Origin of the sequence: Amycolatopsis keratiniphila (genome assembly GCF_000400635.2) — a bacterium.
In the GTDB taxonomy this organism is placed as follows: domain Bacteria; phylum Actinomycetota; class Actinomycetes; order Mycobacteriales; family Pseudonocardiaceae; genus Amycolatopsis; species Amycolatopsis keratiniphila.
In genome coordinates this window covers 6,730,604-6,745,419 of record NC_021252.1, presented here as the reverse complement: position 1 = coordinate 6,745,419, position 14,816 = coordinate 6,730,604, and the positions used below count along the sequence as shown (strand labels likewise).

The window sequence follows — 14,816 nt, the reverse complement described above, 5'->3', positions numbered from 1 at the left end:
GACGTGGACGAGAACACGACCAAGCCGCGCCGGGGTGAGCTGAGGATCTACCTCGGCGCGGCCCCGGGCGTCGGCAAGACCTACGCGATGCTCGGTGAGGCGCGCCGCCGCCTCGACCGGGGCACCGACGTGGTCATCGGCCTGGTCGAGACGCACGGGCGGAAGAAGACCGCGGAGCTCGTCGAGGGCCTGGAGACCGTGCCGCGCCGCCGGTCCGCGCACCGGGAGCACGAGTTCGAGGAAATGGACCTCGACGCGCTGCTCGCCCGTGCGCCCGAGGTCGCCGTGGTCGACGAACTGGCGCACACCAACGTGCCGGGCTCGCGCAACGAGAAGCGCTGGCAGGACATCGACGAACTGCTCGACGCCGGGATCGACGTCCTCTCCACGGTCAACGTGCAGCATCTGCAGAGCCTCAACGACGTCGTCGAGCGGATCACCGGCGTCACCCAGCAGGAGACGGTGCCCGACGAGGTCGTGCGGCGGGCCGAGCAGCTGGAGTTGGTCGACATCACGCCTGAAGCGCTCCGGCGGCGCCTGGCACACGGCAACGTCTACCCGGCCGAGCGGATCGACGCGGCGCTGGGCAACTACTTCCGGCCAGGCAACCTCACGGCGTTGCGGGAACTCGCCCTGCTGTGGGTCGCCGACCAGGTGGACGTCGCGCTGCAGCGGTACCGGGCGGAGCAGAAGATCACCGACACGTGGGAAGCCCGCGAACGGGTGGTCGTGTCCATCACCGGCGGCCCGGAGAGCGAGACGCTGATCCGCCGCGCGAGCCGTATCGCGAACCGCGCGGGCGCCGAACTGCAGGTGCTGCACATCCTGCGCGGCGACGGGCTCGCCGGGATGGGGCCGACGGCGGTCGGCAAATACCGGAAACTGACCGAAGAGGTCGGCGCCACCTTCCACACCGTCGTCGGTGACGACGTGCCGACGGCGCTGCTCGACTTCGCGCAGGGGGTGAACGCCACGCAGCTCGTCGTCGGGACCTCACGCCGGTCACGGGTGGCGCGGCTGTTCGACGAAGGCATCGGCGCTGCCGTGGTCCAGCGGTCCGGCCCGATCGACGTCCACATGGTCACGCACGCCGAAGCCGGCGGACGGTTGCGCGCCCGGTTCAACCGGAGCCCGCTTCCTTCCACGCGGCGGCTGGCGGGCTGGGCGCTCGCCTTCGTCCTGCCCGTCCTGTCGACCCTGCTCGGTGTCCTGCTGAAGGAACAACTCGACTTCTCGACCGACATGGTCGCCTACATGCTGGCGACGGTCCTCGTCGCGCTCGTGGGCGGGCTCGGGCCCGCGTTGCTGGCGGCGGTGCTTTCGGCGGGGTTGCTGAACTTCTTCTTCACTCCGCCGCTGTACACCTTGACCGTCCACGAACCGCGCAACGTGATCACGCTGATCGCGATGGTGCTGGTGGCGATCCTCGTCGCGGCGGTCGTCGACACCGCCGCCCGGCGTGCGACGCAGGCCGCGCGGGCGAGGACCGAGGCGGCGCTGCTGGCGTCGTACGCGCGGACCGTGCTCACCCACACCAACCCGATCGAACGGCTGCTGGAGAAGGTCCGCGAGAACTTCGGGATGACTTCGGTGACCCTGCTGGAAAAACGGGACGGGAAGTGGAAGCGGGTGGCGAACGCCGGCACGGATCCGTGCGCGGACCCGGATCAGGCCGACGCCGACATCGCCGTCACCGCCGACGTCCACCTGACGCTGCGCGGGCGCGCGCTGCCCGCGTCGGACCGGGGAGTGCTGGAAGCCGTGGCGGGGCAGGCGTTGCTGGCGTTGCGGCAGCAGCGGACCGCGAAGGCGGCCATCCGGGCCGAACGCAAGGCCGAGGCGACCGAACTGCGCACGGCGTTGCTGTCGGCCGTGGGACACGACCTCCGCACCCCGCTGACGTCGATCAAGGCCGCCATCGGCAGCCTGCGCGCGACCGACATCTCACTGTCCGAAGAGGACACCGACGAGCTGTTCGAAGCGATCGAGGAATCGGCCGACCGGCTCGCCGGGCTGATCGACAACCTGCTCGACTCGTCGCGGCTGGCGACCGGTGCCGTACGCCCGCACCTGCGTCCGGTCGGCTATGACGAGGTGGTCTCACACGCGTTGTCCAATGTGGACAATTCGGCCTCGGTCGTGGTCGCGATCGACTCGCGGCTGCCGTCGGTGTGCGCCGACCCCGGCCTGCTGGAACGCGTGGTGGCGAACGTGATCGACAACGCCCTGCGGCACGGCGCGTCCGGCGAACCGGTCTCGGCCCGCGCCAGCACGCATTCCGAATACGTCGAACTGCGCATCATCGACCACGGGCGCGGGCTCAAGAAGGGCACCGCGGACTCGGCGTTCGCGCCGTTCCAGCGGCTCGGGGGAGACCGGGACAGCGTGCCCGGCGTGGGACTGGGGCTGTCGGTCGCCAAGGGGTTCACCGAGGCGATGGGCGGGCGGATCCGGGCGGAGGACACGCCCGGCGGCGGGCTCACCGTCGTCATCTCGCTGCCCGCATATGTTGGTCAGGATCCGGAAAAGAGCCTCCTCGCTTTCGACGACGAGGGCCTCGAGAACGAAGAGGAGGAGCGAGTGCGATGAGCGCAGACACCGCGTCGGCGACCGTGCTGGTCGTCGACGACGAACCGCAGATCGTGCGAGCCCTGCGGATCAACCTGTCCGCCCGCGGCTACAAGGTGATCACCGCGCACGACGGGACGGCCGCGCTGAAGGCCGTCGCCGAGACCAAACCCGACGTCGTCGTGCTCGACCTAGGCCTGCCCGACCTCGACGGCACCGAGGTCATCGCCGGGCTCCGCGGCTGGACGACGGTGCCGATCATCGTGCTGTCCGCGCGCGGCGACTCGGCCGACAAGGTGCAGGCCCTCGACGCCGGCGCCGACGACTACGTCACGAAACCCTTCGGCATGGACGAACTGCTCGCGCGGCTCCGCGCCGCCGTCCGCCGGTCGGCGACGTCCAGTGTGGACGGTGCGGACGCGGTGGTGGACACGGGATCCTTCCGGATCGACCTCGCGGCGAAGAAGGTGCGCCGGGACGGCAAGGAGGTGCACCTCACCAAGACCGAATGGGGTGTGCTGGAGCTGCTGGTGCGCAACCGCGGCCGTCTGGTGGCGCAGAAGCAGCTGCTGCACGAGGTGTGGGGGCCGACGTACGAGACGGAGTCGCACTACCTGCGGGTGTATCTGGCGCAGTTGCGGCGGAAGCTGGAGCCGGAACCCTCGCGGCCGCGGCACCTGCTGACGGAACCGGGGATGGGGTACCGCTTCGAAATGTGAGCCCTCGTGGTCCTCGGGATGTCATGAAAGGGTCGTTCCTGACGTTTTTCGTCCTGAACGACCCTTTCATGACATCTTGGACGGCACCCCGCGAACGCTATGAAGGGACCTTTCCTTGCCAAATTTGCAAGGAAAGGTCCCTTCATTGCACGCGGGGAGGCTTACCGGGCGCTGCTCGTCGAGGTGTCGATGCCCGAGGTGCTGGACCGGCCCGGAGTCGACTCGCTGGGGGCGCCGCTGGTGCTGGAGCCACCACCTGTGGTGGTAGTGGTCGTCGGGCTCCCTGTCGAGGTTTCCGGTGGAGTGCTCGGCGGAGTCGTCGTCGGCTTCGACGAGCTCGGTTTCGGCGTCGTCGGCGGCAGCACCGTACGCGTCGGCTCACCGCCGCCAGGGGTCGTCGCGGGCGGCGGAGGCGGGGCGACGACGCTCGTCGTCTCCTTCCCGTCCGGGCCGACCGACGTCACCGTGGTCGGCGGCGCCGTCGAGCTGGACGGCGCGCCGGGGGTCGGTGAACCGCTGACGGTCATCGGGCCGCCGGGGACGGCGTTGCCCGGCACCAGCTGGACGCCGGCGGGGGCGACGCCCTGTCCGCCGCCGGGGATACCGGTGCCGCCCGCGGTGGCGGAAACGCCGGGACCCGCGAGTTCGGCGATCGCGGCGAAGGCCGTAGCCACCACGAGGCCGCTGACGCCGAGTACGGCGTAGCCTGCGCGGTTGAGCTTGCCGGTGGCGCCGCGCGGGGGTGCCACGGACACGCGTGCGCTCGAATCAGACCCGTCGGGACGGGGCATGTGCTGGCTCCTCGGATGGGGGGCTTCGGGGAGTTCGGCTACCCGGGCGAGGTAGCCCGAAGTGGGGACCCGGCGCGGAGATTATCACCGCCGCTTCACCGTCTGCGAACTACAGCGAGCGTCGTGTTCACCCTCCGCGTTCATCCGCATGGTGCACGATAGGGGTCGTGAGTGAAGAAGTAACACACATCAGGTTGACCGCGTGGGTGCACGGGCGGGTGCAGGGTGTCGGTTTCCGCTGGTGGACCCGCAGCAGGGCACTTGAGCTGGGCTTGGTCGGCAGCGCGGGCAATCTGGCCGACGGACGTGTCGAGGTGGTGGCGGAGGGTGATCGTGAACACTGTGAGCGGCTTTTGGCGGCTTTGCGCTCCGGGGAATCACCCGGAAGTGTGGACCACGTCGTCGAACGCTGGTCGCCCGCGAAGGGCGGGCTCCGCGGGTTCGTGGAGCGCTGAGGCCCCGCGTCCCACGATCACCGTGAGCACACAGGTAGCCTGGGCCGATTGAACGACCGGTTCCCGCAGCCAGAGGGGTCAGCACGACGTGCACCTGAAGAGCCTGACGCTCAAGGGCTTCAAGTCCTTCGCCTCGGCGACGACGTTGCGTTTCGAGCCGGGCATCACCTGCGTGGTCGGACCGAACGGGTCCGGCAAGTCGAACGTCCTCGACGCGCTTCGCTGGGTCATGGGCACCCAGGGTGCGAAGGACCTTCGCGGCGGCAAGATGGAGGACGTCATCTTCGCCGGGACCGCCGGCCGTGCCCCGCTCGGGCGCGCCGAGGTCACCCTGACCATCGACAACGCCGACGGCGCGCTGCCCATCGAGTACTCCGAGGTCTCGATCACCCGCCGGATGTTCCGTGACGGCGCGAGCGAATACGAGATCAACGGCGACCGCTGCCGTCTGATGGACGTGCAGGAACTGCTGTCGGACTCCGGTATCGGCCGCGAGATGCACGTCATCGTCGGGCAGGGGCAGCTTTCGGCGATCCTCGAATCCAAGCCCGAGGAGCGCCGCGCCTTCATCGAAGAGGCGGCCGGTGTCCTCAAGCACCGCAAGCGCAAGGAACAGACCCTGCGCAAGCTCGCGAACATGCAGGGCAACCTCGACCGCCTCGGCGACCTCACCACCGAGCTCCGCCGCCAGCTCAAACCGCTGGGCAAACAGGCCGAGATCGCCCGCAAAGCGCAGTGGGTGCAGTCCGAACTGCGTGACGCCCGGCTGCGGCTGTTCGCCCACGACCTGGTCACCCAGCGTGCGGGCATCGCCAAGGAAGAGGCCGACGAACGCGTCGCCCGTCAGCGCCGCGCCGAGGTCGAGCAGGCGCTGGAGATCGTCGCCGCCGAGGAGGCCGAGCTCGAAGCGTCGCTCGCCGAGGACGCGCCGAAGCTGGCCGCGGCCCAGGAGACCTGGTACAAGCTTTCCGCGCTGACGGAGCGGCTTCGCGGCACGGTGCGGCTCGCGCTGGAGCGTCAGCGGCATCTGTCGTCCGACGTGCAGCAGGCGAGCACCGGCCGCGACCCCGACGAGCTGCTGGCCGAGGCCGAGCAGGTCGCCGAGCGGGAGCAGGAGCTCAACGAGGCAGTCGCCGAGGCGCGCCTGGTGCTTTCGGAGACCGTCCAGCGGCGCGAGCAGCTCGAACACCTCGTCCAGGCGGCCGAGCGCGCGCATATGGCGGCCGTCCGCGCGATCGCCGACCGCCGGGAAGGGCTCGCGAAGCTCACCGGACAGGTCGAGGCGCTGCGGAGCAAGAACGGCGCGACTTCCGACGAGATCGACAGGCTCACGGTGTCGCTCGAAGAGGCCGCCGAGCGCGCGGAGATCGCCGTCGAGGAGCTCGAAGAGGCCAAGGCCGAAGGTGGTGTCGAGGAGTCCGACGACCTCGACCTCCAGGCACACCACGACCGTGCGGTGGAGGCCAACAACGCCGCCAAGGCCAGGGTCGAGGAGCTGGTCAAGGCCGAGCGGGCCGCCGAACGCGAGATCGCGTCGGAGAAGGCGCGTGTCGAGGCGCTGTCGATGGGCTTGCGGCGTAAGGACGGCGCGGGCGCGCTGCTCGGCGCGCAGCACGAGCTGCCGGGTCTTCTCGGTTCGGTGGCCGCACTGCTGACCGTCGAAGCCGGACACGAGGTGGCGCTGGCCGCGGCGCTCGGCCCGGTCGCCGACGCGGTCGCGGTCAACGGCGGCGCCGACGCGCTCGCCGCGCTGAAGTTCTTGAAGGACAACGATTCCGGTCGCGCGGGCATTCTGCTCGGCGGGCTGGAATCCACTGTGGACACGAGTGACTGGCCGTCGCTGCCCGAGGGTGCGCGCTGGGCGCGTGAAGTGGTCACGGCGCCGCCCGCGTTGCGCTCCGCCGTCGAGCACGCACTCGACCGGGTGGCCATTGTGGACGGTCTGGAGTCCGCGCGCCGTCTGGTCGAGGTGTACCCCGAGGTCAGCACGGTCACGCCCGAGGGCGACGTTTTCGGCGCGCGCTGGGCGGTCGGTGGTTCCGCGCGCAGCGAGAGCGTCATCGAGGTGCAGGCCGCGGTCGACGAGGCGGGTGACCGGCTGAACGCCGCCGAGCGCGCGCTGGAACGCACCGCCGCGGAGCTCGAAGGCGCCCGCGCCGGGCAGGCCGCCCGGCGCGAAGAGGTCAGCAGGGCCAAGGACGCGCTCGGGGACGCGAAGGTCCGCAAGGCCCGCTCGTCCGAGCGGCTGAACAGGTTGCAGCAGGCCGCGCGTGCCGCACAGGCCGAAATGGACCGCCTGAGCAACCAGCGCGCCAAGGTCGAGCAGAGCCGCGAGCAGGCGCTGCAACAGCTCGCCGAACTCGAAGAGCGGCTGGCCGCCGTCGCCGAGCAGGAAGTCGACGAGGATCCGGACACCGCCGAGCGCGACCAGGCCGCCGAAGACCTCGGCACGGTCCGCCAGGAGGAGATGGAGTCCCGGCTCGCGCTGCGCACCGCCGAGGAGCGGGCGCGGAGCATCCAGGGCAAGGCCGAATCGCTCCGCCGGGCCGCGCACGCCGAGCGTCAGGCCCGCGAACGGGCCGAAAAGTCCAGGGCCGCGCGGAAACGCGGCGCCGAGATCGCCAACGCGGTGGTCAACGGCGGCGAGATCGCGTTGGAGCGCATCGAGGTCTCCGTGCAGCGCGCCGCCCACGAACGGGACGAGGCACAGGCGCAGCGGCAGTCGCGGGAGACCGCGCTGACCCAGGTCCGTAGCAAGGTCCGCGAGCTGACCGGTGAACTGGAGAAGCTCACCGACGCAGTCCACCGCGACGAGGTACTGCGCGCCGAGCAGCGGCTGCGGCTCGAACAGCTCGAAACCAAGATCGCCGAAGACTTCGGTATCGGCCTCGAGGATCTCGTCTCCGAGTACGGCCCGGACGTCCCCGTGCCGCCGAGCGCGGGGGAGATGGCCGAATACGAGGCGGCCAAGGAACGCGGCGAAGACGTCACCCCGCCGCCGCCCATGCCGTTCGACCGCGACACCCAGGCCCGCCGGGCGAAGCGCGCGGAGAAGGACCTGAGTCTGCTGGGCAAGGTCAACCCGCTGGCGCTGGAGGAGTTCGCGGCGCTGGAGGAGCGCTACAAGTTCCTCTCGACCCAGCTCGAAGACCTCAAGGACACCCGCAAGGACCTCGAAGCCGTCATCAAGCAGGTCGACGAAAAGATCCTCGAGGTGTTCGCGTCGGCCTACGAGGACGTCGCGCGCGAGTTCGAGACCGTGTTCGGCGTGCTGTTCCCGGGTGGCGAGGGGCGCATGGTGCTCACGCAGCCCAACGACCTGCTCGCCACCGGCGTCGACGTCGAAGCGCGCCCGCCGGGCAAGAAGGTCAAGCGGCTCTCGCTGCTCTCCGGTGGCGAGAAGTCGCTCGTCGCCGTCGGCATGCTGGTGGCGATCTTCCGCGCCCGGCCTTCGCCCTTCTACGTCATGGACGAGGTCGAAGCCGCGCTCGACGACACCAACATGCGACGGCTGATCGGGCTGCTGGAGCAGTTGCGGGACTCCTCGCAGCTGATCATCATCACCCACCAGAAGCCGACCATGGAGATCGCCGACGCGCTGTACGGCGTTTCGATGCAGGGCGACGGCATCACGAAGGTGATCTCGCAGCGGCTGCGGACCTCCGAAGAGGAGCCGGTCACCGCCTGATCCCCGATGTCATGAAAGGGCCGTTCAGGACAAATAACGTCCTGAACGGCCCTTTCATGACATTTACGGGAGGGTGGCTAAGCCGGAGTGGACTCCTTCACGTCCGGCTCCGCCAGCGGGTCCACACTCCTGTGCCGCAGCGAAAGCAGCCCGCCCACCACGAGCGTGATCACCACACCGCACAGCGTGTACCACGGCCACGCCAGCGCCACCGTGTTCCCGGACGACTTGCTGAAGTCGATACCGATCAGGCTGCCGTCCGGTTTGTTGAACTTGACGCCCAGGATGATGAACGCCATCACGATCACCGTGGACACGAACGCCACGATCGCGTCCGCCTGCCTCGCCCGCTTGAACAGCAGGCCGAGGAGGAACGCGCCGAGCAACGCGCCGTAGGTGTACCCGGTGATGCCGAGCGCCTGCACCACGATCGGATCGGCCGAGGTCTTGTTGGAGGAGGCGAAGAAACCCGCGCACAGGATCAGCGCGCCCGCCCAGACGATCGTCCAGATCCGGCCGTGCTTCAGCCGTTCGGCTTCCGGGAGTTCCCGGCCGATCACCCGTTCGTAGACGTCGGTCACCGTCGACGACGCCAGCGCGCCGAGCGACGAACTCAGTGCCGCGGCGAGGATTCCGGCGATCACGAACCCGGACAGGCCGCTCGGCAGGTCGTTCACGATGAAGTTGGCGAACAGTTCGTCCTTGTTGGCCAGCCCGAGGCCTTCCGGCTTCGGCTTGGTCGGGTTGAGGCCGTTGTAGAGCGCCCACAGCAGCACACCGATGAACAGGAACAGCGCGAACTGCAGGAACACCACGAAACCGCTGGCGACCAACGCCTTCCGGGCGGCACGCAGGTCGTTGGTGGACTGAAGGCGCTGCACGATCAGCTGGTCGGAGCCGTGCGAGGCCATCGAGAGCACCGCGCCGCCGATCAGCGCGGTGAAGAACGCGTACTGCCCGGTGAGCATGTTCGAGGAGAAGTCGAAGATCTGGAACTTGTTCGCGTCGACGGCCTTGCCGAACCAGCCGTCCGGCAGCCTGCCGGAGATCGCCCAGATCACCACGACCGCGCCGAGGATGTACCAGAGCATCTGGATCGCGTCGACCCAGACGACCGCGCGGACGCCGCCGAAGAAGCTGTAGAGCACCATCGCGATGCCGAGCCCGACCACGATGGTCCAGTACGAGACGTTCAGGCCGTAGGCGGCCATCACCACCTTGATCGGGATCGCGGTGGCGAACAGCCGGATACCGTCGGCCAGCGTGCGGGTGAGCAGGAACGTCACCGACGCGGTGCCCTGCAGTCCGCTGCCGAAACGCTTGCCGAGGAAGGCGTACGCGGTGACCAGGTTGCCCGCCACGTAACGCGGCAACAGCACCATCGACACCACGATCCGGCCGGCGATGTAGCCGATGGCGAGGGCGAGGTAGGTCATCCCGCCGTCGCCGGGGGTGGCGATGTAGGCCACCGTCGGCACGGAGAGCACGGTGAGGGTGGACGTCTCCGCGGAGACCACCGAAAGGCAGGCCACCCACCAGGAGATCTTGCCTTCACCGACGAAGTAGTCGGAGCCGGATTTCTGTTTGCCGCCGATCCAGACGCCCAGCAAGGGCATGCCGACCAGAAAAAGCCCGATGATCGCGAGGTCAAGTGCGCGCATCCGTATCTCCTATCGCTCGCCGGTCTTCGCCGCTACCCGTAGCCGGGTCACGGTTGAGGTATGCGGGGCGGGGAGCCGCAGGGGGCCCGCGCCCGGGGTGATGCTGCCGAGCAACCGGTGGCCGCGGGCGCCGGTCGCCGACGGGAGGTTCCCCGGGACGCCGGACCACGTCAGCCAGCCGAGCAGAATGGTCAGGTATGCCTCTTTGCCCGCGCGCGGCAGCCCGTGGTCGTCGCTGGTCTTCAGCGCCGTGCCCGGCAGGTTCCTGGTGAGCGCGGCCGTCAGTGCCGGGTTGTCGGCGCCGCCGCCGGAGACGATCAGCGTGGTGATGTCGTGGCGGCGGCATTCCGCGGCGATCGTCACCGCGGTCAGTTCGGTCAGCGTCGCCAGGAGATCTTCCGCGCCGACCGGCGGGAGCCCGTCGAGCGCCGCGTCGAGGTACGCGCCGTGGAAGAGCTCCTTGCCGGTCGACTTCGGTGGCGCGGCCGCGTAGTACGGGTCGAGCAGGAGCTTCGCCAGCAGGTCGGGCCGGACCGTGCCGCGAAGGGCGAGCGCGCCGTCGATATCGGCATGACGGCCGGTGGCGCGATGTGCCGCGATGTCCATTAGGGCGTTGCCGGGACCCGTGTCGTAGGCCAGGACGGCGCCATCGGCGGGGACCACCGTGATGTTCGCGATCCCGCCGATGTTCAGTGCCGCGACCGGGCCGAGCATGGCCATTTCCCGTAGCCACAACGCGTCCATCGTGCTGGCGAGCGGTGCGCCGTGCCCGCCGGCGGCGACGTCGCGGACACGGAGGTCGGCCACCACCGGCAGTCCGGTGCGTTCGGCGATCCACGCCGGGTTCCCCAGTTGCAACGTGCCGCGCGCGGTGCCGTCTTCGACCCAGTGGAACACCGTCTGGCCCAGCGAAGCGACGACGTCCGCTTCGCCGCCCGCCAGCTCCTCGACGCCGCGTGCGGCCGCCTCGGCGAAGGCCTGGCCCACCAGGGTGTCGAGTTTCGTGAGCTGCTCGGCGTCGCAGGGATTCGGCGGGAGGGCGGCGAGCAAGTCTTCGCGGAGTGGTTCGGGATAAGGGATTTCGAGCTGGCCGAGCGGGGAGAGCACCACCGTGTCCCCGTCGGCGCGCAGTTCGGCGGCCGCCACGTCGATACCGTCGATCGAGGTGCCGGAGATGAGCCCGATGATCCGGACCCCAGTGCCGGAGAGAACCGTCATTCGAAGTGGTCTAGCCCTCGGTCCGGAGACCGCGCAAGCGCGACCGTTTCTTCTTGTCCGAAATGAGTCCTATCCAGTGGGTGCTTGACAAGATCGGCTTGCTTCCCGTGGGGCGTCTGAGCGCGGCGGGGTGCGGATGCGAGGATGGCGCCGTGTCGAGTACCCCCTGGTTCTGGATCGTTGTCGTTGCCGTCGTGGTCCTGGTCGCCGTTCTGGTGGCCGGGCTGCTCATCGCGCGCCGCCGCCGGATCAGCCTGGACGAGTCCAAGGCTGCCGACGTCGTCGAGAAGCCGAAGGGCGGCGGTTATACCGCGACAGGCGGGATCGCGCTCGCCCCCGGCGGCGAGGAGAAGACCGAGGAGCCGGAACACCCGGTCGAGGATCGCCCGGAGACCGACGGCCAGCCCGCCGTCGGGGACGACGCGGCGGTGCCGAGGGATTCCGCGCAACGCACGGTGCGCGATGTCGAACTTCCCGAACCCGCCGAGGCCCCTGAGGAAGCGGCACCCGCGCCCGCCGAGGAGATCGCCCCGGCCGCCGGACGTCTGGAGCGGCTGCGCGGCAGGCTGGGCAAGTCCCGTTCGGTGTTCGGGCAGAGCCTGCTCGGCCTGCTGGGTGCCGGCGACCTCGACGAGGACTCTTGGCAGGACGTCGAGGACACGCTGCTCATGGCGGATCTGGGCGCCGCGACGACCACCGAGATCGTCGAGCGGCTTCGCGACGAGCTGAAGCGCCGCGCCGTGCGGACGTCGGAGGAGGCGCGCGCGGTCTTGCAGGAGGTGCTGACCGCCGCCCTGTCGACCGACGCCGTGCGGGCCGTCCGCGCGCTGCCGCACACCGTCGACGGGAAGAAGCAGCCCGCCGTCGTGCTGGTCGCCGGGGTCAACGGCACCGGCAAGACCACCACCACCGGCAAACTCGCCCGCGTGCTCGTCGCGCAGGGCAGCACCGTGGTGCTCGGCGCGGCCGACACCTTCCGCGCCGCCGCGGCGGACCAGCTCCAGACGTGGGCCGAGCGCGTGGGCGCCGAGGTCGTGCGCGGCAAGGAAGGCGCGGACCCGGCGGCGGTCGCCTTCGACGCCGTCAAACGCGGCACCGAGGCGGGCGTGGACACGGTCCTGGTCGACACCGCCGGCCGACTGCACACCAAGACCGGCCTGATGGACGAGCTGGGCAAGGTCAAGCGAGTCGTCGAGAAGCAGGCGAAGGTCGACGAGGTGCTGCTGGTGCTCGACGCCACCACCGGGCAGAACGGGCTGATGCAGGCCCGCGTGTTCTCGGAGGTCATCGACGTCACCGGCATCGTGCTGACCAAACTGGACGGCACCGCGAAGGGCGGCATCGTCTTCCAGGTGCAGCGTGAACTCGGGGTGCCGGTGAAGCTGGTCGGCCTCGGTGAGGGGCCGGACGACCTGGCGCCGTTCGAGCCGGGCGCGTTCGTCGAGGCCCTGCTCAGCAGCTAGTCACTTGCCTTGGCCGGAGGGAACTTCAGCCGCATGGCGGTCATGACGATGTAGAGATGGTTTTGGCAAAGTCCGAAGTACAGGGCGGGGGCGCCGCACGAACAGCAGGTCGTGAGGTCCAGCGCCCGAGGTTTACCGGACGGCTGCCCGATCCGCCGGCCTCCGGGAGGCAGATCGGGCAGCGTGTGCTGAGGGGCCGCGGAGGTCTTGCGTGCAGGCTTGGGCGCTTGGACGAGCACCGGCACCGGTCGGATGCGGACCTTCTTGGTGCGATTGTGGCCCAGCCAGACCCGCTCTCTTCCGACGGCGTGCTGGGTCGCTTGGTCGCGAACAGGGGATAGTTCGAGCACTGTCGCCGTGATGTCGTAGGTACCCCGCTTCAGCCTGAGGCGGGCGGTCTCCTTGAGCACCATTCGCACGATCAGGTTCACGGCGGAGCCCTCGATCCGCCGCAGGATCACCTCCACCGGAGCCTTGGCGCCCCGCCAGTACGGCAAGGTGTAGTCCACGATGATGTCGAGATCGCTGGTCGGTTCGGCGCCGTCGACGCTGAGATCGTGACGCCGTGTCTTCCGGTCGCCCGCGGCCACCAGCCGGTCAGCCGTCGAATCAACGACCTTCTTCCCGATCCACGCGATCACAGGTTCGACCATCCGACGTCCCCTTCGCTCGGCCCATTTCGAGGCTACGGCGAAGGCCCCTCCTCCGGCTGAGCCGAAAGAGGGGCCTTCACGGGCTTTCGTCAGACGGAGACCGTCTCGTCCGGCGAAACCGGTGCGGTCTTCTTGTCCCGCATCACCAGGAACGCGACCACCGCCGCGGCCAGCACGCCTGCCGCGCTCGCCAGGAACGTCGTCGACATCGCAGAGGTGAACGACTCGCGGGCCGCGGCGATGAGGCCGTCGTTACCGGTCGCGAAGGCGTCGCCGATCGAAAGCCGCGCCTGCGCCGGGGCGGATTCGGGCATATGCGAGGTGAACAGGCTCGACACGATGCTGCCCAGGATCGCGATGCCGAGCGCGGCGCCCAGCTGCTGGATCGTGTCGTTGAGCGCGGAGCCGACCCCCGCCTGTTCCTCCGGGACCTCGCCCATCAGCGCCGCGATCGCCGCCGGCATCGCCACCCCGCCACCCGCGCCGAGCAGGAACAGCGCGGCCGCGGGCAGGAGGAAGCCTTCGTTCGCCGACATCGTCGCGAGCAGGCCGAAGCCGCCCGCCATCACGATCATGCCGACCGTGGTCAGTGCCCGGTTGCCGATCTTCTGGCCCAGCGTGGCGCCGAGGGTGTTGAACAGCAGCGACGCGACGGCCATCGGGATGAACGCCAGACCCGCCTCGGTCGGCGTGTAGCCGAGCACGAACTGCAGGTACTGGGTCAGGAGCAGCAGCAGCCCGCCGTTGCCGATCTGCACCAGCGTGAGCGACAGGCTGCCGCCGCTGAAGTTGCGTTTGCGGAACAGCTTCAGCGGGACCATCGGCGACGGCGTGTGCCGCTCCCAGAACACGAAACCGGTCAGGCACACGATCGCGACCGCCAGCGGGATCAGGGTTCCGGCTTCGGCGAAGCCGTGCTTGGGCAGCTCGATGATCGTCCAGACCAGCGAGACCATGCCCGCCGCGGAGAGGACGGCGCCGAGCGGGTCCGGCTTCTGCCACGGGCCCTTGGACTCCGGCATCAGGGTGAGCGCGGCGATCACCGCGATGACGACGATCGGCACGTTGATCAGGAACACCGCGCCCCACCAGAACCACGCGATCAGCACGCCGCCCAGCACCGGGCCGCCGATCAGGCCGATCATCGCGACCGCGCTCCAGGCCGCCATCGCCTTGCGGCGTTCCTCGTCGTCGAAGACGGTGATCAGGATCGACAGGGTGCTCGGCATGATCAGTGCGCCGCCGACACCCATCACCGCGCGGGACGCGATCAGTTCGAGCGGGTTCGTGGCGAACGCCGCCACGAGTGAGGCCACCCCGAACAAGAGGAGGCCGATGAGCATCACCTTCCGGCGCCCGAATCGGTCGCCGAGGCTTCCCGAGGTGAGCAGCAGCCCGGCGAACACCAGGATGTAGGAATCCAGGATCCATTGCGTGTCCTGGGCGCTCGCACCGAGATCTTCGGCCAGCGGCGGCACGGCGACGGTCAGCACCATGTTGTCGACGACCAGCACGAGCGTGCTCAGGCACAGGACGATCAGGATCCACCAGCGTCGTGGATCGCGGATGGGCACGTTCATCGGGAAACCCCCAGAAGTGT

The 14,816-nt window shown here is 69.5% G+C and carries 10 protein-coding genes; 6 read left to right on the top strand and 4 right to left on the bottom strand.

Annotated elements, in window-relative coordinates:
• Positions 1-3: 3 nt before the first annotated feature.
• The 5 genes from AORI_RS70905 to smc all read left to right on the top strand — a co-directional run bounded on the left by AORI_RS70905 (position 4) and on the right by smc (position 8,221).
• Complete coding sequence (locus AORI_RS70905) at positions 4-2,589, top strand: sensor histidine kinase (protein ID WP_016336287.1); 2,586 nt, start codon at positions 4-6, stop codon at positions 2,587-2,589.
• Entirely contained in the window at positions 2,586-3,287 is a 702-nt protein-coding gene (locus AORI_RS70900) for a response regulator (RefSeq protein WP_005154857.1), read from the top strand. Before AORI_RS70905 ends, AORI_RS70900 begins: the two co-directional genes overlap by 4 nt.
• A 189-nt stretch (positions 3,288-3,476) precedes the next feature.
• Positions 3,477-3,992 (top strand): hypothetical protein, encoded by a 516-nt coding sequence (locus AORI_RS70895; RefSeq protein WP_016336286.1) that lies wholly within the window; start codon positions 3,477-3,479, stop codon positions 3,990-3,992.
• Between the two features lie 253 nt (positions 3,993-4,245).
• The gene (locus AORI_RS70890) at positions 4,246-4,533 is read left to right on the top strand and encodes an acylphosphatase (protein ID WP_043848306.1); all 288 of its coding nucleotides are present in this window, start codon (positions 4,246-4,248) and stop codon (positions 4,531-4,533) included.
• A gap of 88 nt (positions 4,534-4,621) precedes the next feature.
• Positions 4,622-8,221: a chromosome segregation protein SMC gene (gene smc, locus AORI_RS70885; protein WP_016336284.1), complete on the top strand. Its 3,600-nt coding sequence runs from the start codon at positions 4,622-4,624 to the stop codon at positions 8,219-8,221.
• A gap of 77 nt (positions 8,222-8,298) precedes the next feature.
• Here smc and AORI_RS70880 read toward each other — a convergent pair whose 3' ends face one another.
• Entirely contained in the window at positions 8,299-9,882 is a 1,584-nt protein-coding gene (locus AORI_RS70880; RefSeq protein ID WP_016336283.1) for a sodium:solute symporter, read from the bottom strand.
• A 9-nt stretch (positions 9,883-9,891) separates the two neighbouring features.
• Entirely contained in the window at positions 9,892-11,100 is a 1,209-nt protein-coding gene (locus AORI_RS70875; protein ID WP_016336282.1) for an anhydro-N-acetylmuramic acid kinase, read from the bottom strand.
• A 152-nt stretch (positions 11,101-11,252) separates the two neighbouring features.
• Here AORI_RS70875 and ftsY point away from each other — a divergent pair, with 152 nt between their 5' ends.
• The gene (gene ftsY, locus AORI_RS70870) at positions 11,253-12,563 is read left to right on the top strand and encodes a signal recognition particle-docking protein FtsY (RefSeq protein ID WP_016336281.1); all 1,311 of its coding nucleotides are present in this window, start codon (positions 11,253-11,255) and stop codon (positions 12,561-12,563) included.
• Here the strand turns inward: ftsY and AORI_RS70865 are convergent.
• The gene (locus AORI_RS70865) at positions 12,560-13,216 is read right to left on the bottom strand and encodes a hypothetical protein (protein WP_016336280.1); all 657 of its coding nucleotides are present in this window, start codon (positions 13,214-13,216) and stop codon (positions 12,560-12,562) included. The genes ftsY and AORI_RS70865 overlap by 4 nt on opposite strands.
• Positions 13,217-13,305: 89 nt before the next feature.
• Positions 13,306-14,796, bottom strand: a complete 1,491-nt coding sequence (locus AORI_RS70860; protein WP_016336279.1) for an MFS transporter — start codon at positions 14,794-14,796, stop codon at positions 13,306-13,308.
• Between the last annotated feature and the right edge of the window lie 20 nt (positions 14,797-14,816).

Excerpts from the sequence above, each read along its gene's own strand:
- AORI_RS70900 (WP_005154857.1), top strand. The coding sequence starts at position 2,586 with ATGAGCGCAGACACCGCGTCGGCGACCGTGCTGGTCGTCGACGACGAA.
- AORI_RS70895 (WP_016336286.1), top strand. The coding sequence starts at position 3,477 with ATGCCCGAGGTGCTGGACCGGCCCGGAGTCGACTCGCTGGGGGCGCCG.
- AORI_RS70880 (WP_016336283.1), bottom strand. The coding sequence starts at position 9,882 with ATGCGCGCACTTGACCTCGCGATCATCGGGCTTTTTCTGGTCGGCATG.
- AORI_RS70875 (WP_016336282.1), bottom strand. The coding sequence starts at position 11,100 with ATGACGGTTCTCTCCGGCACTGGGGTCCGGATCATCGGGCTCATCTCC.
- AORI_RS70865 (WP_016336280.1), bottom strand. The coding sequence starts at position 13,216 with ATGGTCGAACCTGTGATCGCGTGGATCGGGAAGAAGGTCGTTGATTCG.
- AORI_RS70860 (WP_016336279.1), bottom strand. The coding sequence starts at position 14,796 with ATGAACGTGCCCATCCGCGATCCACGACGCTGGTGGATCCTGATCGTC.